This is a genomic window from Maribacter taeanensis (genome assembly GCF_047345145.1).
Classification (GTDB): Bacteria; Bacteroidota; Bacteroidia; order Flavobacteriales; family Flavobacteriaceae; genus Maribacter_C.
In genome coordinates this window covers 849,918-873,924 of sequence record NZ_JBLFER010000002.1, presented here as the reverse complement: position 1 = coordinate 873,924, position 24,007 = coordinate 849,918, and the positions used below count along the sequence as shown (strand labels likewise).

The following is a 24,007-nucleotide window of genomic DNA, read 5'->3' as shown; positions in this document are numbered from 1 at the left end:
AAAATTATTTTATAGTTGTTCTAAGTTCTTTGTAAAAGTCTTTGCACTCTCTTGACACTTCATGGTCTTTTGAACCCCAAGTCACGCGATACCGTTCTTCTCCGTTAACTTCTTCTAAGAAATAATACATGTTACCAGGATGGTCAAAATTCATCTCAGAAAGTCGAAGTGAATCCATCTTTCGAAAACAAGTCATGGCTTCCTTCTTACCAATGTTTTCAATTTCAGTATGCTCTTTAGTCAAAGAGTTATTGTAGAATACCTGCCCGTTTTCTAGCACTACATAGGTAGTTACCTCTCCAGATATGCCCCCTCCTCTACCAAAAACCAGTTGTTTTTCAGGTAAAGTGTCAAGAGTATACTGCTGAGATTTGCAACTAAAAAGAACTATTGAAAAGAGACTAAAAAGGAAAATAGGTCGCATCGGTTGTTAGTTTAAAAATTGTTGATTTCATACGAATTGAAAACACCAATTTTATGATAGGACCAAAGTATATAAAACCTATCCTCAAAGAAATACCCTGTTGATTGTATTTTTTTCTACTGGTTTTCCAGTATATTAAATGTATGGTGTTTATAGTACGGTATAGTTGTACTATATTGGGGTTAACAAAATCAACAAACCACAACCATGAGATTTGTATCCTTCATCTGTATTTTGCTTTTTGCATGTTGTGTGAATGCGCAAACTGGACGCGAATCAAAAATAGATAGCTTAGAAAATATACTTTCTCAAAAAGCACAGGATACTACTCGCGTACTTGCCCTGGCGGAACTGACCAAATTATATGGTGGTGTAGACTCCTTAAAATGTTTTGAAACTGGCTTCAAAGCCTTAAAGCTCAGCGAAGAAATAGGGTACTTAAAAGGAATGGCCAAAGCAAACATCAATTTGGCTGGTGGTTACGCAGACTATTTTGATATTGATAATGCAAAAAAGCACTACGAGAAAGGGAATGCATTAGCCGATAAGCTTATCAAAAAAGACTCCACAAAGGAAAATGTTAGATTATGGTTGAGAGGTCTATACAACTTAGGGGTGGCATACGGCTATGAGGGAAATGTGGAAAAAGAAATTGAATATGCTACCATGACAGTGCCAATTGCAGAGCGTTTGGGTGATAAAATGTTCGTGGCCAATGGTAATACAAATCTAGCTATCAAATATAGCAATATGATGGCCTTGAAAAATGCATACGACTTATTCATCATAGGTCAAAAACAATTTGAAGAGATTGGCGGACCAGAAGATATGGTGTATCACAGTTTGGCGTTTTCACCATGCCTGTATAGCATGGACTCCTTACCGAAAATGAAAGAGGTATTGGATATCGCAAAGAAGAATCTAGACAAAATACCCAATTCGTTCTACTCACCTAGTTATTATGGTGAGTTAGGCCTTTATTACGGTGGCATAAGTGAATATGATAAAGGAATAGATGCCCTAAACAAAGCCAGAGAATACTTTCCTTTAAACTCAAAAAGCAACTATCTCAAATTATTATATCAAAGATTCGCGGGAATTTATGAGAAAATGGGTAATTACCAGAAGGCAAGAGAGTTTACCTTAAAATATTTAAATTTTCGGGATAATGATCACTCAAAAGAAGATATCGTTAATTCCTATTTCAAATTAGCACAATACGAAGCTAATCTTAACAATTATAAGAAGGCTTATAATCAATTAAACCAATATGTTAAGGCTATAGAAAGTATGCGACTTGATAATTTGGGTTCGGACATGAAAAATTTAGAAGCTCAGTATAAAATTGCTAAAAAAGAAAAAGAAATATTAACCCTTCAAAATGAAAAAAATGAGTCTGCACTTTCGCTAGAAAAGAAAAAATCTCAAGCGTATTTATTAGGAGGTATTATAAGTATTCTAGGCTTGTTGCTCTTTAGCGGATACTACTTTTATAAAAGAAAGTTGGCTAAGGTTCATAAGAAGGAACAAATGCGAGAAGGAGAGATACAACTTCTCAAACAAGAACAACAAAACAAAATATTTTCTGCCATGATAGAAGGGCAAGAGAAGGAACGCAAACGTTTAGCTATTGATTTACATGATGGATTAGGTGGAAGACTTTCAGGTATTAGCATGAATCTATCTAAATTAGATAAAGACGAGCCTAAAGAATATCCGAAGAAACAATTGCAAAAAGTGATGAAAGATTTGAATGATTCGCTAACGGAATTGCGAAGTGTCGCGCGAAACATGATGCCAGAAACCTTGGTTAAATTTGGACTTCAAGCTGCCCTAAAAGATTATTGCAGTAGTATGACTGGCAGTGAAACCAAGGTTACTTTACAATTTTACGGGAGCGATAAAGGCATCAACATCAACCAACAAGTAACCATGTACCGTGTGATTCAAGAATTGATTAACAACGCTGTAAAACATGCGAAAGCGACAGAAGTCTTGGTGCAGTATATGCGTGAAGGCAGTCAAGTCGATATCACCGTTGAAGACAATGGTATTGGTTTTGATAAAAGCAAAAGCTTAAAGAAAAAAGATTCAGGTATGGGCCTATCCAACCTGCAAACAAGAGTGGCCTATTTAAAAGGTAATATTGATTTTGAAAGCGAAGAAAATGAAGGCACAACAGTCAACGTACACCTTAACATCGATGCAGCATAAACCTATTAGTGTCCTTATCGTAGATGATCACCCTATGGTGATAGAGGGTCTGAAAACGCTTTTAAGCGATAACACTTCTGTGGAAGTCAAAACCCATTTCACCAATGGAAAAGATACTCTTGAATTCCTCGAAAAAGAAATCGTAGATGTTATCCTATTGGATGTCAACCTTCCGGACATCAACGGAGTAGAAATGGTTAAGTTTATTCTTGATAAAAGAGCTACTATCAAAATATTAGGACTTAGCACCTACAGTGAGCCTAGCATCATAAATCAAATGATTAAGAATGGTGTTAAAGGGTATCTATTAAAAAATGCTACTTCTGATGAATTGGCAAATGCAATAACTCAGGTAAACGATGGAAACTTCTACTTTGGAAGTGAAGTCCAAAAAATCTTAGCTGATTCGGTAACTCAAGAGAGCAAAGACCTTCCAAAACTTACACGAAGGGAAACTCATATTCTTCGTTTGATAGCCGATGGTAAGACCACTAATATTATTGCCGAAGAGCTTTTTATTAGTCCGTTGACGGTTGAAACACATCGGCGAAACCTCATGCAAAAATTAGAGGTTTCCAATGCCGCTTCTCTAATTAAAATTGCCGTAGAGCGTAAGTTGATTTAACTATTTACTACACGTTTTAACAGATAATTGTTTCTAAACTATCTTTGTGAAAATCTAAAACTCTCGCACCTTAATACTGCGAAAAGAAACTTCATTACCATGATCTTGAAGTAGCAATAGTCCTTCTGGAATACGGCCAAAATTTTTCCATCGCTCATATTTGCTTTTCTCTACCAAAGCTGCGAAAATTTGACTGAATCGATCGAACTCTACAACTTTAACTTGATTTAGCCAATGCTCAACATGACCATTATTCACAACAATTCTGGCGTTGTTCCATTTTCCAACACCTTTAAAGTTCTTCCCTCGAGAATTACTAAGATTTTCTGCGCGTATTAGATCATATAAAGAACCAACTGTTCGATTACCATTCTTGCCTTGTTTGGCATCAGCATGTTTTTGATCATCAAGTATCTGAAACTCCAACCCTATCGCAGATCCTTCTCCTTTATTTAATTCTGAATCCACAAAATATTTAATTCCACTATTTGCGCCTTCGGTTATTTTAAAATCAATACTCAATTCAAAATTGCTAAATGTATCTAACGTGACTATATCACCACCATTACTTGATTCTCCACCATCAGCGGCAGATACTGTTAGTATTCCATCCTTCATTTCCCATCCCTTTTCTGGAAAAGTATTGAGCTTTGCGCCTCGCCATCCATTGTTGGATTTTCCGTCCCAAAGCAAACGCCAACCCTTACGAATTTCATCTTGAGTAAGCTGATTAGTCAAATAACTAATTTCTGGAACTTCAGCATCAGAAGCTCTTCTTGAGCTCTCTAAATCCTTGGTTTTAATTTTGACATTCTTCCATCTTACAGTTTTACCCTCCTGACTTTCTTCACTGATTCCATGAACCTGAAAAGCAATAAAACCTTCCGCAGTTGTATCATCCACTAGATTTGCACATTGTATATCATTAACCCAAGTTCGAATTTGGTTACCAATAGCTTCAATTCGGTAATGATTCCATTCTCCTGGTACAAAAGCATTTTGCCCTTTCTTGTTTCTCGTGAGTGGATATAACCATCCCTGTCGCGCTTCGTCATAAACGCCTCCCGCCCATTTTCGAGAACTCGTTTCTATTTCACATTGATAACCGTGTACTCTTCCATTACTATATTCTGGAATACTCATACTTCTGAACTGCACTCCTGAATTCAAACCATTCTCAACTAATACTTCGAATTCCAAAATAAAATTGTCATACTTCTGTTTGGTAGCTAGAAAACTATTCGGAGTATTCAATTTTGAAATTCCTACCATTTCTCCATTTCTCACTTCGTAGTTAGCATTCCCATTGAGTTGTTCAAAGTTATTGAAGTCCTTTCCATTGAAAAGGTCTTGCCAACCATCTTGAGCTGATAATGTTATTGTTGAAATCAAAGCAAAAATCAATAGTTGCAATTTTATTTTCATATTGAGTGTGATTGAAGGTTAAAATATTTTTTATGAAGAACCTATCTCGAGAAAGACCCTAAATACTTTACTTTAGAAGCGTTACTAAAAATAATATTTTTAACTTGACTTTTTAGTCATAACCTTCACAAATGCATTTTTGCAACTTTGATATTATTTAAATTCTTCAAAAATGGATCAGCACTCGAAATTCATTCATTCTAATTTTCTTCTTGAGAACAAATTTGCCGAAGAACTCTATCATAATTTTGCTTGTAAAATGCCGATTATAGATTATCATAATCATCTACCGCCAAATGAAATTTCTGAAAACAAGATTTTTGATAATATAACCCAGATATGGATCAGTGAAGACCATTACAAATGGAGGGCTATGCGGACTCTTGGTATTGATGAAAAGTATATTACAGGTTCAGCTTCGGACCAAGAGAAATTTCAAAAATGGGCAGGTACCGTGCCTTACACCATGCGAAATCCATTGTATCATTGGACGCATATGGAATTGGACCGATACTTCGGAATATCTGATTTATTAAGCTCCGAAAATGCAGACAGGATTTACACCGAAATTGCCGAAAAATTAGACACGGAAGCTTTCAGTGTCCAAAATCTTTTGACAAAAATGAATGTGGAGTCCCTGTGCACTACTGATGACCCTACAGACTCCTTAGAACATCATCAAAAGCTTGCAAAGAGTGAATTCAAAACAAAAGTTAGCATGGCTTTTCGGCCAGACAAAGCCATTTTTATTGGAAGCGATTCGTATAACGATTACTTAACCAAACTGGCTCAGGCTTCTGAGATAAATATTGATTCGTATAATAGCCTTTGTGATGCACTTCGCAATCGAGTAGCATACTTTCATGCCAACGGATGCCGCTTATGTGACCATGGTTTTGAGCACATGTATGCTGAAGCTTTTACAGAAGCCGAAGTGAAAGCTATATTTAAAAAGAAGCACGAAGGATTACATCTCTCAAAAGAGGAAGTTCTTAAATTTCAAAGTGCCATTCTTATTTTCCTTTCGGAGTTGTACCACGAATTCGGTTGGGTACAGCAATTTCATCTGGGTGCCTTGCGCAACAATAACAGTAGAATGTTAGACCACCTAGGACCAGATACAGGATGGGATTCTATCGGGGATTTTCAGCAAGCAAGTAGCCTCTCCAAGTTCCTAAATAGTATGGATAGTAACAACAAATTGACAAAGACAATTATCTACAACAACAATCCAACAGACAACAATATGATGGCAGCGATGATTGGAAATTTCAATGATGGAAGTATCAAAGGAAAAGTTCAATTTGGCTCTGGCTGGTGGTTTATGGATCAAAAGGAAGGTATGATTGATCAAATGAACGCGCTCTCTAATATAGGGCTTCTTAGCTGTTTTATTGGAATGCTAACAGATTCAAGAAGTTTTCTGTCCTTCCCCAGACATGAATATTTTAGACGAATTCTTTGCAACCTTTTAGGAAAAGATATCCAAAACGGCGAATTACCTAATGATATGAAATGGATTGGTAAACTCGTTCAAGATATCTGCTATAATAATGCAAAGGAATATTTTGATTTTTAGAAAGAATAGGAAGTACTACTCCTCAATCAAAATCTCTAACAACTGAATTGCGGCATCACTAATTTTGGTGCCCGGACCAAATACGGCTACTGCACCAGCATCGTATAAGAATTGATAATCTTGCTTCGGAATCACACCACCAACAATCACCATAATATCTTCGCGACCGTAGTTTTTTAATTCTTTGATTACTGCTGGCACCAAAGTCTTGTGCCCAGCAGCCAAGGAAGAGACTCCCAGAATATGGACATCATTTTCAATAGCTTGTTTTGCAGCTTCTTCGGGAGTTTGAAACAAAGGACCAATATCGACATCAAAGCCTAAATCAGCGTAGCCTGTAGCGACAACTTTTGCGCCTCTATCGTGACCATCTTGCCCCATTTTGGCAATCATAATACGCGGGCGACGACCATCTTGCTCAGCAAATTGGTCGGTCATATTTTTTGCTTTTTCGAAGCTTTTATCGTCTTTGATTTCTTTGGAGTACACGCCTGAAAATGAATTTATGACTGCTTTATGCCTGCCGAAAACTTCTTCTAAGGCAGAACTAATTTCACCTAGAGTAGCTCTTAATCGAGCAGCATTTACAGCTAAAGCTAATAAATTTTTATCCGCAGGCAAGTTTTCATCACCGGATTCCATTTTCAATTTAGCAGCTTCAGTCAATTCGGCCAAAGCCGTTTTAACTGCAGCTTCATCACGTGATTTTTTAATTGAATCCAAACGCTCTAACTGCTGCCTTCTTACTTCTTGATTGTCGACTTCTAAAATATGAAGTTCGTCTTCTTCCTCTAATTGAAACTTGTTTACGCCGACGATTACATCTTGTGTGCTATCAATTCGCGCCTGCTTTCTGGCTGCTGCTTGCTCAATTCTCATTTTGGGAATTCCCGCTTCAATTGCTTTGGTCATTCCTCCTAACTCTTCCACTTCTTCAATCAAATCCCATGCTTTTTCTGCAATTTGTGCTGTGAGATACTCTACATAATAACTTCCTGCCCAAGGGTCGACTGTTTTGGTTATTTTGGTTTCTTCCTGTAAAAAGATTTGCGTTTCTCTAGCAATTCGTGCGGAGAAATCTGTTGGTAAGGCAATCGCTTCATCTAATGCATTTGTATGCAAACTTTGCGTTCCTCCCAAAATTGCAGCCGTGGCTTCGATGGTAGTTCGAGCTACATTGTTGAAAGGGTCTTGCTCAGTTAAACTCCAACCGCTAGTTTGGCAATGTGTTCGTAGTGCCAATGATTTTTGATTCTTAGGATGGAACTGTTTTACCAATTTTGCCCACAACATTCTTGCTGCACGCATTTTGGCAATTTCCATAAAATGGTTCATACCTATTCCCCAGAAAAAGGATAGACGGGGAGCAAAATTATCGATTTCCAATCCGGCTTTTAATCCGGTTTTGATGTATTCTAGTCCGTCAGCTAAAGTGTATGCTAATTCAATATCTGCCGATGCTCCAGCTTCGTGCATATGATATCCGGAGATACTAATGCTATTAAACTTGGGCATAAACTGACTTGTATATTCAAAAATATCAGCGACCAATTGCATGGACGGTTTGGGCGGATAGATATAAGTATTCCGTACCATAAATTCCTTTAGGATATCATTTTGAATCGTTCCTGCAAGCAATGCTTTATCAACGCCTTGCTCTTCCGCAGCCACAATATAAAATGCCATAATGGGAAGTACAGCGCCGTTCATCGTCATGGAGACAGACATTTTATCCAACGGAATTCCATCAAATAAAATTTTCATATCCTCAACGGAATCAATAGCAACTCCTGCTTTTCCGACATCACCTATTACACGTTCATGGTCGCTGTCGTAACCTCTATGTGTGGGTAAATCAAAAGCAACGGAAAGTCCCTTTTGACCTCCTTTTAAATTTCTTCTATAAAAGGCATTACTTTCTTCGGCAGTTGAAAATCCGGCATATTGGCGAATCGTCCAAGGTCTTCGAACGTACATGGTGGAGTATGGCCCGCGAAGGTATGGTGGAATTCCAGCAGCGAAATTTAGGTGCTCTGCTGAAGCTATATCTTCTTTATTGAAAGATGATTTGACGATAATCTTCTCGGCAGTTTCAAAGGTTTCGACAACCTCTTTATCCTGTGAGTTCTCGACTCCGCTCGAAGTGACAGCAGAGTTTTTAAGAGTCAAATGTTGTACATCTTTTCTACTCATTATCCAATCTTTTTTGTTCCACTTCCTCCGCCAAACGTTTTTCTATAATAGGCTGAATTAATGTTTTTCGGGCATTTGTTTTCAAAAATGGATACAGCTCAATCGTATCTTTCATTTTATCATTCTCATTTTGATATCTATTTGTTCCTATCAAAACTTCTTCTCCCGCATTAAACTTTTCCTGTTCTTTTGAAGCACTTTCAGCAATTTTTCTTTGAATTGTATGCTCTTTTAACTGCTTTAAAAATCCGCCAGCACTTTCAATAGACTTAAACAAGACCAAGGCTTTTTCTGCCAATTGATTTGTAAGACTCTCTATATAATATGCCCCATCAGCCGGATTCTCGACTTTATCAAAATAACTCTCATTTTTCAAGAGCAATAATTGATTCAAGGCAATTCGGTCACCAAATTCGTTTTCTTTGTGATAGATAGTATCATACGGCATATTACAAACCATATTTGCACCACCTAAAACAGCAGACATACATTCGGTTGTTGTTCGTAGCATATTGGTATTGTAATCATACAAGGTTTTGTTTCTCCTTGTCGGAATTGCTACAATATGACACGTTTCAGCAGCTCCATATTCCTTGGCCAACGAAGCATATAACAAACGAAGTGCGCGAAGCTTAGCAATTTCAAAAAAGTAATTTGTATCAACAGCTATTTTAAAAGAGATGGTGCTACTCGTCCCCGAATTAGCCATATGATTCAAATACTCGTTCGCATGGGCCAATGCATAGGCCAACTGCTGTATTCTATTCGCTCCAGCATTCTGATATAGCGAAACATCAACGCCTAAGCAATTTTGGTTTTTGTAATTCAAAATGGCATCTAAGGCTTCATGGTCGGTTTCAAGATTGTAAAACCAGTTTCCGCTGCGGGCTAAATTGCCAATAAGGTCTATATTTAAATGGATGTTTTCTTGAGCATTACCAGCAAACTCAAGAACGGATTTCACATAGGTAGCTGATAAGAATTGAAGCTCTAAATACACTTTAGTCCTTTTCAACTCGATGCCATCCAGTATTTCTGAAATAGGTATTTGCATGGAAGGAATGATGAGATAGATGGCTTCAGCGCCTTTCTCTAAGACCTCCTTAGCTTTTTTATTTGCTGCTTTTTGGTTTCCTGAATAAATAGATTGCGCTGCGCTCCAACTGGAACCGCTAGTTAAATTCTCAGGTGTATTCACGGCATCGTCCGCATGATAAAAGGGTTTTACTTTGATTCCCTCAGCGGATTCCCAAACTAAGGTTTCGTTGTAATCTGCTCCCTTTAAATCAAACTGTATTTTCTGCTTCCATTCTTTCGCAGAAACAGGAGAGAATTCGCTAAATAATTTGTTTCCCGACATTCCTAAAAATTATTTAAATCTGCTCATTATTTATTGAGTTCGAATTTGAACTTGACACTTGAGCTTGCACTTTAAAGCGGAATATTACCATGCTTTTTCTTCGGCAAGGTAGCCACTTTGTTTTGAAGGGCAGTATATGCTTTTATCAATTTTCTTCGAGTATTCTTGGGAAGAATTACCTCATCAATAAACCCTCTTTCCGCCGCACTATAAGGATTCGCAAATAAGTCGGCATATTCAGCTTCCTTCTCTGCTAATTTGGCTTCAGGGTCTTTGGCAGCTTTAATTTCTTTTCTAAAGATAATTTCACTCGCTCCCTTTGCTCCCATCACAGCAATTTCTGCCCCAGGCCATGCGTAGTTTAAATCCGCACCAATATGTTTAGAGTTCATTACATCATAAGCTCCACCATACGCCTTTCTTGTAATTACAGTTACCTTCGGAACGGTAGCTTCACTTAAAGCGTACAACAATTTTGCTCCGTTGGTGATGATGCCATTCCATTCTTGGTCTGTGCCAGGAAGGAAGCCAGGAACATCTACAAGCACTAATAACGGAATGTTGAAACAGTCACAGAATCTTGTAAAACGAGCCGCTTTCTTTGAGCTATCTACATCTAAAACTCCTGCTAAACTCATGGGTTGGTTGGCTACAATTCCGATGCTTTTTCCACCTAATCTGGCAAATCCTACAACGATATTATCTGCATAATCTTTATGGATTTCAAAGAAGGTTTCTTCATCAATAATTCCCTTAATGACATGTCGCATGTCATACGGCTGATTCGGGTTTTCAGGGACGATGCTTTCTAACTCCTCACGGATTTCATCTTGAATATCAAAAGGAATATCATCAGGTACATCTTCACAATTTTGAGGCATATAACTCAACATCTGCTTTATCTGATTGATGCATTGAATATCATTCGCAGCGGTCAAATGTGTTACCCCAGATTTGGTAGCATGAGTAGACGCTCCGCCCAATTCTTCAGAAGTAACTTCCTCGTTTGTTACCGTCTTCACCACATTCGGACCTGTAACAAACATGTAACTTGAATTTTCAACCATCAAGGTAAAATCGGTCATTGCGGGAGAATACACTGCTCCTCCAGCACAAGGACCCATGATGGCAGATATTTGAGGAATCACTCCCGATGCCATCACGTTTCTATGAAAGATATCAGCATAACCTCCGAGGGAGCGAACCCCTTCTTGAATTCTTGCGCCACCACTATCGTTTAATCCGATTACGGGCACGCCAATTTTCATCGCCATGTCCATTACTTTACAGATTTTCTCCGCGTGGGTTTCAGAAAGAGCACCCCCAAAAACCGTAAAATCTTGTGCAAAAACACAGACTTGTCTTCCGTTTATAGTTCCGTAGCCAGTTACAACCCCATCCCCATAAAAGACTTGTTTTTCCATACCAAAGTCTTTAGTACGATGGGTTACTAAAGCTCCCATTTCTTCAAAAGAACCTTCATCTAATAAAAAATGAACACGTTCGCGGGCCGTTAATTTTCCTTTGGCATGTTGTTTATCAATACGTTCTTGACCTCCGCCAATACGAGCTTGCGCTAACTTATCTGCTAAAATCTGTTTTTTATCTTTCATTGTTAATCTAAAGTCTTTAGTCAAAAATTACATCCCTCTTTTATGCCAATTCGAGGAAACGGTCACTGGGGTTTTTAAGGTCTTTTGATTTTCTAAATATAGCTTAAGGGCAATCTTCGCAGCTATCTGCTTCTCATCGTCATATTTCTCCTCAAGTTGTTCTGGAGCGTAATAATCCTTAACAAAATGTGTGTCAAAATTTCCAGAAGTAAATGCTTCATGCTCACACACAAATTTTCCAAAAGAAAGTGTTGTTGCGACCCCTTCAACTTCGTAATCATCGATAGCCTTTATCATTAACTGAATGGCCTCCTCGCGCGTTTTACCATAGGTAATCAGCTTTGAAATCATCGGGTCATAATAGATAGGTACTTCCATACCTTCTTCAAAACCATCATCTACACGAATTCCCTTTCCCGTAGGTGTTTTATACTTAGAAAGTGTACCTATGCTTGGGGTGAAATTCGCTAATGGGTCTTCCGCATATACACGCACTTCAAGCGCATGACCATTAATTTTTAAATCTTCTTGTGTGAATTCTAACTTTTCGCCGCGAGCCACTTTAATTTGTTGTTCTACCAAATCAACTCCCGCAATGATTTCTGAGACTGGATGTTCCACCTGAAGACGTGTATTCATTTCTAGGAAATAAAAATTCTTCTTTTCATCAAGCAAGAATTCCACCGTTCCGGCGCCAACATAATCACATGCTTTTGCTACTCTCACCGCAGCTTCACCCATCGCTTCACGTATCTCGGGAGTCAATACAGCAGAAGGCGCTTCTTCTACGACCTTTTGGTGCCTTCGTTGTACGCTACATTCGCGTTCAAACAAATGCACGACGTTTCCATGAGTGTCGGCAAGTACTTGAATTTCGATATGCCTTGGAGAGCCTACATACTTTTCTATAAAAACAGAACCATCACCGAAAGCAGAGACTGCTTCACCAATAGCACGGTCCATTTGCTCGGATACATCTTCAAGTTTTTCAACAACTCGCATTCCTTTTCCACCACCCCCCGCAGCTGCTTTGATTAGAATCGGAAACCCAATTTCTTGAGCAATTTTCTTCGCCAATGCCACATCGGTAATCGCTTCTTCAATACCCGGAACCATAGGTATGTTATAATCCTTTACAGCTTCTTTCGCAGCCAGCTTATTTCCCATGACTTCAATAGCATGTGGTTTCGGACCTATAAAAGTGAGTCCGCTATCCTCAACCATTTGAGCGAAAACCGCATTTTCACTTAGAAAACCATAACCGGGGTGAATACCTTCTGCTCCGGTACTTTTGGCTGCTTCAATTACCTTATCCATAACCAAATAGGACTCTGAAGAAGGTGCCGGACCCAAAAGAACAGCTTCATCGGCAAATTTCACATGCGGTGAATGGCGGTCAACTTCTGAGTATACGCCAACCGTTTTAATTCCCATTTTCTGGGCAGTTCGCATGACACGAATTGCAATTTCACCACGGTTGGCAACTAGTATTTTTTTCATTCAACAACTACTTTTATTGTCATTCCCGCCCTTCGTCTGCGCTCAGGATAAACTCCGGCGGGAATCTCTTTAATTTCATTCCTGTGAAGACAGGAATCTCCTATTCCATTTCGATAATTAATTGTCCTTTTTCAACAGCAGCATCTTTTTTGACCTCTATTGATTTTACAACTCCATCCCCTTGGGAAGTAATAATATTTTCCATCTTCATAGCTGATAGTACTAGTAATGGAGTGCCTTCTGAAATTTCCTGTCCGACCTCGACCAATATATCAACGATTAAACCTGGCATGGGAGCTTTGATAGAATTCACCTTCTGAGCAGTTACTGCCAACAAGCCCATTTTTCGTACCTGCTGGTCGTATTCATCTTCAATTTTTACTTGATACGAATTTCCGTTTACGGCAACGGTCAGGGCTTTATTTAAAAAGTCAGCACTCACTAAGCTAGCTTCATAAGCCTTACTTTTTTCAAGAATATGATAGTTTTCGCCATCAATAGAAATGCTATCCAAAGCTTCAACGTCCTCTTTTTTTAGAGCTATTTCTTTGTTATCTATGGTAACTAAATAGTTTGTCATATATAAAAATGTGTAATGGGCTTTTAGTCTTTACAGATAAAGATATCGAAAAGCAGCTAGCGATATTAGTAAGTTTGATCAAATGGTCTTACTTCGATCTAAATTAAGTAGTTTTAAGAAATTTGTTAACCTCGAGCCATACTAAATGTCGTTACTAAAGAATTCACTAAAGATTTTCCTCTGTATCTCAATCCTTATTTCCTGTCAAAATGAGGAGTTACTATTTGAAAATGCAATTTGCATACAAAACATCAACACAATTGACCCATCAGATGGTTTAAAAAAAAATCAAACCGTAATTATTAAGAATGGTAAAATACACAAAATAGTTGCGACAGATTCATTAAACCTATCCGGAAAAAATACCATTGTAGACGGAACAGGCAAATATTTGATTCCCGGTTTGTGGGATGCCCATGTGCATTTTGCGTATATCGAGGAGATGGCGCCTAGCATGTTCGATTTGTTTTTGACCCATGGTATTACCAGTGTTCGAGATACTGGTGGGAAGGTTGATTTTGTCAAAGGATGGAAAGACAAAGCATTGGCTAACCCAACAGATGCTCCAAGAGTTATGATGGCAGGACCTTTACTCGATGGCGAGCCCAATGTTTATGATGGGAGCGATGCCGCACACCCCGAACTTTCTGTAGGTTTGGCGACCGTTGAAGATGTCACCAGTCAAATAGAAATGTTAGTGAGCAAAAATGTAGACTTACTAAAAGCCTATGAAATGCTGACACCAGAGCAATTTGAGCAAATTATGGCTCTGGCAAAAAAGAACAGGCTCAAAGTCACAGGACACGTTCCCTTGAGTATGGATGCCATCACCGCTTCCAATTTAGGATTGAACAGCATTGAGCATATGCGAAATCTCGAAATTTCCTGCGCTTCAAACGCCGAAGAATTGTGGGAGCAGCGCAAAAAACTGTTAAAAAACGAAAAAAACTTAACCGGCGGGGAATTACGCTCTTCTATACATACGGCCCAACGCGAAATTGCCATTGCAAATTATGATGAAGAAAGAGCCAATAAAGTACTTGCTACGTTAAAAAAGAACGATACATGGCAGATACCAACACAAGCTTTGAACACTTTTTTTACGCGTAAGTACTTTGCCCGAAATGATTGGCAAGAGAGCTACGCACTTCTTCCCGACACAATAGGTCAAGATTGGCTCGACAATTCCAAAGCACTTGCGAATGCCGAAACTCCCAAAGCAAAAGAAGCTTGGAATCAATGGAATTATATGATGGTAAAAAAGATTCATGATACGGGAATCCCTATTATGGCTGGCACCGATACTCCCATAGCATTTTTGACCCCAGGTTTGAGTCTTCACGAGGAATTGGCCGTTTTGGTTGAAGATGTGGGACTATCAACTCTGGACGCTTTAAAAGCAGCTACGATAAACCCCGCAAAATATTTTAGTCTGCACAATGAATTGGGCTCCGTCAAAGAAAATATGTGGGCTGATTTAGTAATTTTAGATGCCAATCCATTAGAAAACATAAAAAATACCACAAAAATTTATGCTGTAATCAAACAGGGTAAGTTACACGATAAAGATATGCTTAACGCAAGGATACAAAAGCTTAAGAATTAAATTGACCTATCTAATGATAGCGTTTCTCTCTAAATAATAGAGTAATTGGAATACTGGAAAAGATAATGTTAGATAAAAACAAATCACCGCTTATTTCTGCTAGTGGACTATTGAACATTCATGAAAATGAAGATGTGGTTCTAATAGATACTAGAATGGGGAAAGACATCAAAAAAACCTATCAAAAAAATCACTTGTTCGGAGCTTTGCATGTTGACTTGAATGAACAGTTATCCGATATAAAGGAGAATTTAGCAAATGGCGGGAGGCATCCCCTACCAAGTATCGAAAAGTTTTCCAGAACATTGAAAAGTCTTGGTATTTCACCCAAAAGCCATGTGGTCATCTATGATGATACCAATGGAGCCATCGCTTCAGCTCGTTTTTGGTGGATGATGAAAGCAATTGGGCATAACAAGGTACAAGTATTGAACGGTGGCCTTAAGGAAGCTATTAAAGTCGGTTTTCCTATAGGTTCGAAAGTAGAAACGGCCAAAGAGGTAGCGCCCTATGAAATAGATGATTGGAAATTACCCATGACTACAATCGATAAGGTTGAAAAGAATTCCGAGAGCACAGAGTATCTGGTCATCGATGTTCGGGCAAAAGAAAGATACAACGGAGAAACAGAACCCATAGATTTAATAGCTGGTCATATTCCGGGTGCGGTAAATATTCCTTTTAGTACCAATTTAGATGACAACGGCTTGTATTTACCTTCTTCCGTATTACTAGAAAAATATCAAAAAATAATGGGTTCGAAATCCATTGAAAATGTTACTGTACATTGTGGTTCTGGTGTTACAGCCTGTCACACCTTATTGGCATTTGCTTATGCTGGTATCGAATTCCCAAATTTATATGTTGGCTCTTGGAGTGAATGGTCTAGGAATAAAAAAGCTATAGCAACCAATTTAAGAGAATAGGTCTTATTTTAGGATTACTACTTTTATAACGGAATACTTGTACAAAAAAACATGAATCTACATTTAGAAAATAAACTGTTCTTAGTCGGTGGAGCAACCAGCGGACTAGGAAAAGCCATTTTGGAGCAATTGATTGCGGAAGGAGCTAAGGTTATTGCAGTAGCTCGTACCGAACAAAAACTGGAAAACTTAAAAGCGACACATGAAAAAATTGAGGTTGTATCTGGTGATTTATCAGAAGAATCCGTTCTTGAAAAAGTAATGAGCAAAATCGGCGACCGAATTCTGACTGGTGCTGTCATCAACTCAGGTGGTCCGCCAGCAATGCCAGTTTTAGATACTAAATTATCCGATTGGGATGATGCTTACAGAAATGTTGTCCGTTGGAAAATAGCCTTAACCCAAGCTTTGCTTCCCAAAATGCTAGAGAATAATTACGGCCGTTTGCTTTACATAGAAAGTGTTTCGGTTAAGCAACCTGTAGAAAATTTAGTTTTAAGTAATTCAATGCGATTGGCTGTTGTTGGGTATGTCAAAACACTTTCTCAGGAAGTGGGAACCTCAGGAGTCACATTCAACATTCTCGGACCCGGATACCATTCCACCCAACGCATGGAAAATCTTTTCAAAAAAAACAGTGAATTAAAAGGTATCCCTGAAGCTGAAATTCGTTCTACTTTTGCTGAGCAAACTTCAATCGGTAAAATAGGCGACCCTAAAGATTTTGCGTCACTCGCTGTCTGGTTGCTATCACAACATAGTCAATACATTACAGGTCAAACTATCTCAGTAGATGGTGGATTGGTCAAGGGAATTATGGGCTAATCAAAAAAAAATCTTTATCCTTAATTGATTTAAAAATTCTCAATCGGACAGAAAATAAAAACACCTTAATTAAATTAAGGTGTTTCAAGGTATTAAGTACTCGAGGTGGGAATCGAACCCACACTCCGAAGAACTGGATTTTGAATCCAGCGCGTCTACCAGTTCCGCCACTCGAGCATTTAAAAATAGGACTGCAAATCTAAAAAAATATTTCATTCAAAAAATGAAAATAACAACAATTATCCTTTAGCAAGACAAATTAATTTTTAAATTTGCACCTCCCTTAAAACAAGGGTTATTAATAAACTCAATTACAAGAAGTTAACCATGGCATATCAAGTACCTGAGCCGAAGATTTTTGCTTGTACAAAAAGTACTGTTTTAGCGCAAAAAATTGCAAAATCTTATGGTACAGATTTGGGTAATGTACACCTATCAAGATATAGTGATGGTGAGTTTCAACCCTCGTTTGAAGAATCAGTTCGCGGAGCTCGTATTTTTATTATCGGTTCTACACACCCAAGTTCTGAAAACTTGATGGAAATGTTATTGATGTTAGACGCAGCAAAACGCGCTTCAGCACGCCATATTACTGCGGTAATGCCGTACTTTGGTTGGGCTAGACAAGATCGAAAAGATAAACCTAGAGTGCCTATCGCTGCAAAATTGATTGCAAAAATGTTAGAAACAGCTGGTGCAACTCGAATAATCACAATGGACTTACACGCCGATCAAATTCAAGGTTTTTTCGAAAAACCTGTTGATCATTTGTTTGCTTCTACAATGTTTCTTCCGTATTTAAGAGGTTTAAACCTAGACAATCTCATGATTGCTTCTCCTGATATGGGAGGTTCAAAAAGGGCATACGCCTATTCAAAAGCTTTAGAATGTGATGTTGTTATTTGTTACAAACAAAGAGCAAAGGCAAATGTGATATCTCATATGGAACTCATTGGAGATGTTAAGGGCAAGAATGTAGTTTTAGTTGATGACATGGTAGATACAGCCGGCACGCTGACCAAAGCTGCTGATCTAATGATGGAGAGGGGAGCAATTAGCGTCAGGGCGATTACATCACACGGTCTTTTATCCGGTAACGCCTATGATCGAATTGAAAGTTCAAAACTCAAAGAATTGATCGTTACAGATTCGATTCCTATCGAACATGAAAGTGGAAAAGTCAAAGTTATAACATGTGCAGATTTGTTTGCTGATGTAATGCATAGAGTACATAACAATACTTCAATAGCATCGAAGTTCTTAATGTAGAATTATTAATTTTTAATTTATATAATGAAGTCAATTACAATTAAAGGATCAGAAAGAGAAAGCGTGGGCAAAAAGGCAACGAAGGCCCTACGTAATGCTGGAATGGTTCCTTGCGTAGTATACGGAGGGGAAAAACCATTACACTTTTCAGCACCTGAATTAAGTTTCAGAGATTTAGTGTACACCGGCGCCGCCCATACCGTAAAGGTTGACTTGGGAGAAGGAAAGTTAAACGCTATTATGCAGGATATTCAATTCCACCCTGTAACGGATAAAATTTTGCATATCGATTTTTATCAAATCTTTGATGACAAAGAAATAACCATGAATATACCGGTAAGACTGGTTGGAAACTCTCCAGGAGTTAGAAATGGTGGTCGTTTATTGTTTAGAAAAAGAAAACTGGCGATAAAAGCTTTACCAGACAAATTACCTGATTTCTTTGATATCGATATTTCGAAATTGAAAATCGGTGACAACATCACAGTTGAATCATTATTAAATGATGATTTTGCTATTCTTCACCCAGATTCACAGGTAGTTGTGCAAGTTAAAACTGCTCGTGCTGCTGTTGTGGTTGAAGACGATGAAGATGAAGAAGGAGTTGAAGGAGAAGAAGGCGCTACTACTGAGGCAGCTGCTGAAGGTGGAGATGCACCTGCAGAAGGAGGAGAAAACTAGAACTAGATTTTCTAGAGATATAAAAAGCATCCGTCATTTGGCGGATGCTTTTGTATTTTTATATGCATGTTCAGTTTTTTAAAGTTCATATTTGGTCGTAAGAGTACATTTTTAGATGAAACAAATCCTATGAAGAAGTTCTTGATTGTCGGGTTAGGAAACATTGGCAGTGAATACGTTGAAACGAGACACAATATTGGTTTTAAAGTTTTGGATGCACTTTCTAAAAAAGAGGAATTTACTTTTGAAACAGCAAAACTTGGAGATATTGGTTTATTTAAAGTAAAAGGCAGAAGTGTGCTTTGTTTAAAACCCTCTACCTATATGAACCTTAGCGGAAAAGCACTGAAATATTGGATGGAAAAAGAAAAAGTTCCGTTGGAAAACATCTTGATTATTACTGATGATATAAACCTGAAATTTGGTGTTATTCGCTTGAAGACTAAAGGAAGTGATGGTGGGCACAATGGCTTAAAAGACATTCAAAACGTACTACAAAGTTCAACATATAATAGATTTCGCTTTGGTATTGGAGCTGAATTTAGTAAAGGGCGACAAGTTGATTATGTTCTAGGGAAATGGAATGAAGAGGAAAAAGAACAATTGCCAGCGCGACTAGTGAAGTCTTGTGAACTTGTTAGTTCATTTGTTCTATCTGGAGTTAAAAACACTATGAATCAATTCAATGGTACTTAATTGAGATTAATATACTCTGAACTCAAATACGCCTGAGTCAGAAGTATTCTCTTCTCTGTCTTTGGTTATGATCTTCCAGTAATAAACCGTATCGGTGACTACAGTAATTCTTATATCTGAAGTACTCGGTTCAAAAGTATTTACCAAATTTTCAGGTGGATTTTCAGTTGATAAGTAAATTTCATATTCCGCGATATCGTCATCAACATCTGCTCCAATCCAACTTAATTCAACTTCATTATTGATATCTTTAAAAATCGAAACCCCCATCTTAGGGGCAACTATTTCTGCTGGAAAAGGAGCATGACTAGTTTCAAATCCGGAATTGTAGAAATTCCATGTTGAGCTAGTAGCACTTTGTAATACTCCGGAATTTTTAGAAATTACTACCCACGAAAAACGCGCGCCTTTTGCAATTGGCACCTTTTGAGAAGTACCCTTTAGACCTGGAAAATCTTGTTTATTACCACTATCTAAGTTCGTAACTATGAGCTCATAGGTGTCGGTATTATTTGAAGCCAACCATTTAAATTCCACTTGGCTTGTTGTTGCATTAATATCCTCTCCTGTGGTACATTCTGAATTCCGTTCAGGAAATACTAATTGAACACTTGCTGGTGGCATAGACACTTCTTTCTTCTTACAACCCAATAGGACAACAAAGGCTATAAGTACGGATAAAAATCTCATCTCTTAATAACTTTGGTTGTTCCCATTATATTTTTGGCATTGAATTGAATAAAGTACAATCCTGCAGATAAGCCTGACAAATCAAGTTTCAGATCATTTCCATTGACCTGATATGAACCTTTTCGAATGAATCTACCATTCGCATTAAATACCTGAACTTCTACCTGTTCAACCGTATCGCTAAAAAATACGTTTACCTCATCATCAAATGGATTCGGATATACTACCGGATCTTTTGAAAATAGCAATTGTTTTTCATAAACACCCTGACAAGCTAAGTTGGTGCTAACTTTTAAGGTGTTCAAACCTGGTTTTAGACTGAGACTAATACTAGCGTCTTCTGTCTCATTAACAACACCATTTAATTCAATACTGTAGAAATCAGACCCCTCTAACTGCAGATTAAGACTACCATCAAACAAGGTTTCTAATGAAACACTTAGCATTTCTGGTTCTCCAATTACAACCTCAAAACACTGCTGTAATGATTCTAGAGTTCCATCTGTTGCGGTAATACAGAGCGTATACCTACCCGCAGATAGATTATTCAAGGAAAAAGATGGAGCTGTAAAAACAACAGTACTATTCACCCCATTTCCTGAAACTACAAGGGAATAATCGAGGTCAGATTGAACGTCAATCGTGATAGCCCCATCATCACCGCTTCTACAAGATTCGCTTCGGGTTTCTATTTCATAATTTGATTGTGAAATAATGAGTACGGGGCAGCCTGAGGCATTTACCTGTGTTCCAGGGGGTGTTCCCAAACATAGGTCTGCCCCATCATCGAAAACCCCATCATTGTCAGCATCTGGTCTGAATTCTCCTTCAGCACATATCTCCAACGAAAAACCATTTAAAGACCCCCCATCTGACGGTGAATTATCAGACACCGTTAATACCCACTCTCCGAGGGTAGATTCTCCATTAAAAGAACTTAGAGAGCCTAATGGTTTTACCGTTCCCCCAATAGCAGGATTACCCCCACATACAAAACTATTTGCACTATCATCAAAAGTGGCATTTACATTCCTCAAATTATCACATGAATTACCAAAAAGAACAACATCAGTTCCGGAGGGAGAAGTTAAAGTAACCACTAAATCTGAAAGAAATGAATGATCTAAGTCTAGGTTGACATTTACATCAGCAATCTGTACATCATCAAAAAATACTATTTTAGAAAACACTTTAGGTGTGCCTATATCAGAAATTAGGGCTGGTAAATCAGATCCACCCTTCGAGATACAGTTGAATTGAACCGTGGTAAAACTAAAAGGTGCTCCAAAAATACCTTCTCCGCAACTATTCTCCTGTTTAACACGCCAATAATAGGTTTGTTGATTTTCTAAATCCAATACGCGATAACTGTTGTTTATTGCTGAGCCCGTTTCTACTATAGAGGTAAACGCTTCATCAGTAGCAATCTCAATTTCATAGGAAGTTGCCAAATCATCAGCTTGCCATTCTAAAGTGATTGTTGAGGGAGTATCTATTTCATTATCTGATGGTGAGGTAAGTGTAAGTTCAGTAAAGTCACTGTCAAAAACTGTCAAATCAAATACAACCTCTTTCGTGAGCGTTGCAGTAGTAGCCAGTACTGTGATTTGATATCGACCAGTTGCTAAGTTTTCTGTATTCGTAAAAGTAATATCTACTGGGGTATTCGTTAATGTGGCAACTTCAGGAAAAATTGCAATATCAGAAGTAGCGGGCGGATCAACTATGCTAAAAGTAGCTTCTTCATCAAAGCCCAAAAAAGTTTCATAAATAAAAGGGACAACTAAAATATCTGAAGAACAAACCTCATGTTCAAGCTCAGTAAAATTCAAGACAATTTCTGATTCTTCAATAGTAAAATCAGAAGAATTGACAGCAAAAAAGACATTATTATGAGCCTTAACCATAATACGCGCTTTTGTTGTAGGACTTGCCGGAATTAGTACAAAATGACTTCCGTCGTTAGGAACATCTTCAGCTAATAAATTCGGAAACGATTCTCCACCATCCAAAGAAAGGAAAATATCTACGGTTTGCGCATTTATGGGTGCTTGTTCGGTATTCGCAACATCCCAAATGATTTCTTCTGTATTTCCGGCAGTAGTTATAACGTTAGTGTTTTGAGAGGTAACAACGAAAGGCCCTGCAGCATTGTCAACAAATACATTGACCAAATCAGAAGCAACTTGACCTCCCCCAGAGGCATTATCTCTGACTGTTAGGGCAAAATTCATTTCACGTTTGACATCAGAAATGGTTTCCCAAGTATCAGTTACCGTAGGACTTGTTTGTCTTAAATTACCTTCTATAACGCTTGATAATTTTGGAAAATATCGCTCAGGGCTAGCCGATGGTCGCTGCGATCTAAAATTGGCTCCAACTGGGTTGGTCGGCCCAAAAGTCTCCTGAGACACAACTCCATCGTCAATCTGCTCCCAAGTATAGGTCAAGATATCATTACTATCAACATCGGTTGCATTCCCGGTCAGAACAAATGCTGTTGAAATTGGTATGGTAAATCCACCAGCAGGTGTAACTACAGGTGGGTTATTGGTTATATTGCTGGTTTCTCCACAACTTACCGTATTGAGATAATCTGCAATCTGTACAATACTTATGTAGTGAAAATAATCATCCCCATTTTCAGCTACGTTTTGAATACCTCGAGTGCCTGCATACCCCATTATGGTAGTTCCTGTGCCAGGCTCTACTTGAAATTCTGTACTCTCATCTTCAAAAGACCACGTATGGTTCGCACCCAACTGATGTCCCATTTCATGAGCTACCAAATCAACATCAAATAAATCTCCTTCAGGAATGGCAGCAGATGCATAAGCACTGCCCTTTCTATTATCTAGGCAAATTGAACCAATAGAACCGGCATTTCCATCTATACCATTTTCTCTTTTTTGAAATAAAATACCCATATCGTAATTGGACTCTCCAATGGTATTAGTCAAAACATTCTGTATTTGAAAACTTGAAGCGCCACTATAAGGGTCTGTTTCAGGGTCAGTAAATATCACTTCGTCAGTATTCGCAATAAGCTCCAATTGAATACTCAAATCGGTTTCAAAAATTTCATTAATTCGTGTAATCGTAGCATTTATTGCTGCAAGTGCATCGGCCACTTGACCTCCGTGATATTCAGTATACTCGCCTGCAGCGGATACAACCAGGCGAAATTTGCGAAGTTCTTGATTCGTTATAGGACGTATGGAAGAAGAAACCCCAATACTATTTGCAATTTTATCTTTGGTTGAACATATAAACTCACTTGATATTGATGCATTTGAATCGCGATCGTAAAGCACATATCTACCACTACTATCTTTTTGCATAAAAGTGGAACCTCTATTATCGGAGTGAACGATCATACTTTGCACACCTTTATGAGAAACACTAAAGCGAATTTTATCTTCAGAACCATCTAAAGCACGACCAACATAAGATTTGATATTTGGGTATTTTCTTGAAAGTTCTGTTGAAAATACCGGTGACTCATTTATTTGAAACGCTATAGATTTCCCTTTTTCGTTTGGAAAATAGACAACCTTAAAATTGTTTTTGGAAACTGATACATCTTTCAATTCCTTCCTAAACATCTTCTCATCAAAAGAGAATACACTCCCTTTTTGTATGTTAAAACGTTCTGAAAAACCATGATTTACTTTTTGTGATGCTTCATGTTGCCAATAGTGGTTCTGAGCGTAACCGGAAAAGGAGAGAAATGCTATGGTAATTGCAAAAACTAGACGTAATTTTGTAATCATCAATGGGGATTTTCCAAACTCAAATATA

18 protein-coding genes and 1 tRNA gene are annotated in these 24,007 nt (G+C 38.1%); 9 read left to right on the top strand and 10 right to left on the bottom strand.

From position 1 onward, the window contains the following. Positions 1–4 precede the first annotated feature (4 nt). Complete coding sequence (locus ACKWCD_RS09735) at positions 5–424, bottom strand: hypothetical protein (RefSeq protein WP_413983753.1); 420 nt, start codon at positions 422–424, stop codon at positions 5–7. A gap of 207 nt (positions 425–631) precedes the next feature. On the opposite strand from ACKWCD_RS09735, the gene ACKWCD_RS09730 reads away from it, so the two are divergent. Beyond that, complete coding sequence (locus ACKWCD_RS09730; RefSeq protein ID WP_413983752.1) at positions 632–2,638, top strand: tetratricopeptide repeat-containing sensor histidine kinase; 2,007 nt, start codon at positions 632–634, stop codon at positions 2,636–2,638. Continuing rightward, on the top strand, positions 2,628–3,263 hold the full coding sequence (locus ACKWCD_RS09725) for a response regulator (RefSeq protein ID WP_413983751.1): 636 nt from the start codon (positions 2,628–2,630) through the stop codon (positions 3,261–3,263). The genes ACKWCD_RS09730 and ACKWCD_RS09725 overlap by 11 nt, the downstream gene beginning before the upstream one ends. A 54-nt stretch (positions 3,264–3,317) precedes the next feature. Here ACKWCD_RS09725 and ACKWCD_RS09720 read toward each other — a convergent pair whose 3' ends face one another. Then, complete coding sequence (locus tag ACKWCD_RS09720) at positions 3,318–4,688, bottom strand: 3-keto-disaccharide hydrolase (RefSeq protein WP_413983750.1); 1,371 nt, start codon at positions 4,686–4,688, stop codon at positions 3,318–3,320. A 172-nt stretch (positions 4,689–4,860) separates the two neighbouring features. Between ACKWCD_RS09720 and uxaC the strand changes: the two genes are divergently transcribed. Then, a complete protein-coding gene (gene uxaC, locus ACKWCD_RS09715; protein ID WP_413983749.1) occupies positions 4,861–6,267 on the top strand; it encodes a glucuronate isomerase in 1,407 nt (468 codons plus the stop codon). A 15-nt stretch (positions 6,268–6,282) separates the two neighbouring features. On the opposite strand, the gene scpA is transcribed toward uxaC, so the two are convergent. The 5 genes from scpA to ACKWCD_RS09690 form a co-directional block, all read right to left on the bottom strand. Then, on the bottom strand, positions 6,283–8,460 hold the full coding sequence (gene scpA, locus ACKWCD_RS09710; protein WP_413983748.1) for a methylmalonyl-CoA mutase: 2,178 nt from the start codon (positions 8,458–8,460) through the stop codon (positions 6,283–6,285). Beyond that, the gene (locus ACKWCD_RS09705) at positions 8,453–9,820 is read right to left on the bottom strand and encodes a methylmalonyl-CoA mutase subunit beta (protein ID WP_413983747.1); all 1,368 of its coding nucleotides are present in this window, start codon (positions 9,818–9,820) and stop codon (positions 8,453–8,455) included. Before ACKWCD_RS09705 ends, scpA begins: the two co-directional genes overlap by 8 nt. A 71-nt stretch (positions 9,821–9,891) precedes the next feature. Then, positions 9,892–11,433 (bottom strand): acyl-CoA carboxylase subunit beta, encoded by a 1,542-nt coding sequence (locus ACKWCD_RS09700; protein ID WP_413983746.1) that lies wholly within the window; start codon positions 11,431–11,433, stop codon positions 9,892–9,894. 27 nt (positions 11,434–11,460) lie between these two features. Further along, entirely contained in the window at positions 11,461–12,933 is a 1,473-nt protein-coding gene (accC, locus tag ACKWCD_RS09695; RefSeq protein ID WP_413983745.1) for an acetyl-CoA carboxylase biotin carboxylase subunit, read from the bottom strand. 100 nt (positions 12,934–13,033) lie between these two features. Next, positions 13,034–13,513: a biotin/lipoyl-containing protein gene (locus ACKWCD_RS09690; RefSeq protein WP_413983744.1), complete on the bottom strand. Its 480-nt coding sequence runs from the start codon at positions 13,511–13,513 to the stop codon at positions 13,034–13,036. 145 nt (positions 13,514–13,658) lie between these two features. Here ACKWCD_RS09690 and ACKWCD_RS09685 point away from each other — a divergent pair, with 145 nt between their 5' ends. The 3 genes from ACKWCD_RS09685 to ACKWCD_RS09675 all read left to right on the top strand — a co-directional run bounded on the left by ACKWCD_RS09685 (position 13,659) and on the right by ACKWCD_RS09675 (position 16,870). Further along, positions 13,659–15,119 carry an amidohydrolase family protein gene (locus tag ACKWCD_RS09685; protein ID WP_413983743.1) on the top strand — a complete coding sequence of 487 codons (1,461 nt, stop codon included), beginning with the start codon at positions 13,659–13,661 and terminating at the stop codon, positions 15,117–15,119. Between the two features lie 65 nt (positions 15,120–15,184). Then, positions 15,185–16,045 carry a sulfurtransferase gene (locus tag ACKWCD_RS09680; RefSeq protein WP_413983742.1) on the top strand — a complete coding sequence of 287 codons (861 nt, stop codon included), beginning with the start codon at positions 15,185–15,187 and terminating at the stop codon, positions 16,043–16,045. Between the two features lie 51 nt (positions 16,046–16,096). Beyond that, positions 16,097–16,870 carry an SDR family oxidoreductase gene (locus ACKWCD_RS09675; RefSeq protein ID WP_413983741.1) on the top strand — a complete coding sequence of 258 codons (774 nt, stop codon included), beginning with the start codon at positions 16,097–16,099 and terminating at the stop codon, positions 16,868–16,870. Between the two features lie 97 nt (positions 16,871–16,967). Here the strand turns inward: ACKWCD_RS09675 and ACKWCD_RS09670 are convergent. Continuing rightward, a tRNA-Leu gene (locus ACKWCD_RS09670) sits at positions 16,968–17,047 on the bottom strand. A gap of 150 nt (positions 17,048–17,197) precedes the next feature. Here ACKWCD_RS09670 and ACKWCD_RS09665 point away from each other — a divergent pair. The 3 genes from ACKWCD_RS09665 to pth all read left to right on the top strand — a co-directional run bounded on the left by ACKWCD_RS09665 (position 17,198) and on the right by pth (position 19,516). Then, entirely contained in the window at positions 17,198–18,139 is a 942-nt protein-coding gene (locus ACKWCD_RS09665; RefSeq protein ID WP_413983740.1) for a ribose-phosphate pyrophosphokinase, read from the top strand. A gap of 24 nt (positions 18,140–18,163) precedes the next feature. Next, positions 18,164–18,820 (top strand): 50S ribosomal protein L25/general stress protein Ctc, encoded by a 657-nt coding sequence (locus tag ACKWCD_RS09660; RefSeq protein ID WP_413983739.1) that lies wholly within the window; start codon positions 18,164–18,166, stop codon positions 18,818–18,820. Between the two features lie 66 nt (positions 18,821–18,886). Next, positions 18,887–19,516 (top strand): aminoacyl-tRNA hydrolase, encoded by a 630-nt coding sequence (gene pth / locus ACKWCD_RS09655; RefSeq protein WP_413983738.1) that lies wholly within the window; start codon positions 18,887–18,889, stop codon positions 19,514–19,516. A 6-nt stretch (positions 19,517–19,522) separates the two neighbouring features. On the opposite strand, the gene ACKWCD_RS09650 is transcribed toward pth, so the two are convergent. Together ACKWCD_RS09650 and ACKWCD_RS09645 are read right to left on the bottom strand one after the other, a co-directional pair. Beyond that, positions 19,523–20,206 (bottom strand): hypothetical protein, encoded by a 684-nt coding sequence (locus ACKWCD_RS09650; RefSeq protein ID WP_413983737.1) that lies wholly within the window; start codon positions 20,204–20,206, stop codon positions 19,523–19,525. Next, positions 20,203–23,979, bottom strand: coding sequence for a zinc-dependent metalloprotease (locus tag ACKWCD_RS09645; protein ID WP_413983736.1), 3,777 nt, complete (start codon positions 23,977–23,979; stop codon positions 20,203–20,205). The genes ACKWCD_RS09650 and ACKWCD_RS09645 overlap by 4 nt, the downstream gene beginning before the upstream one ends. Positions 23,980–24,007: the final 28 nt, after the last annotated feature.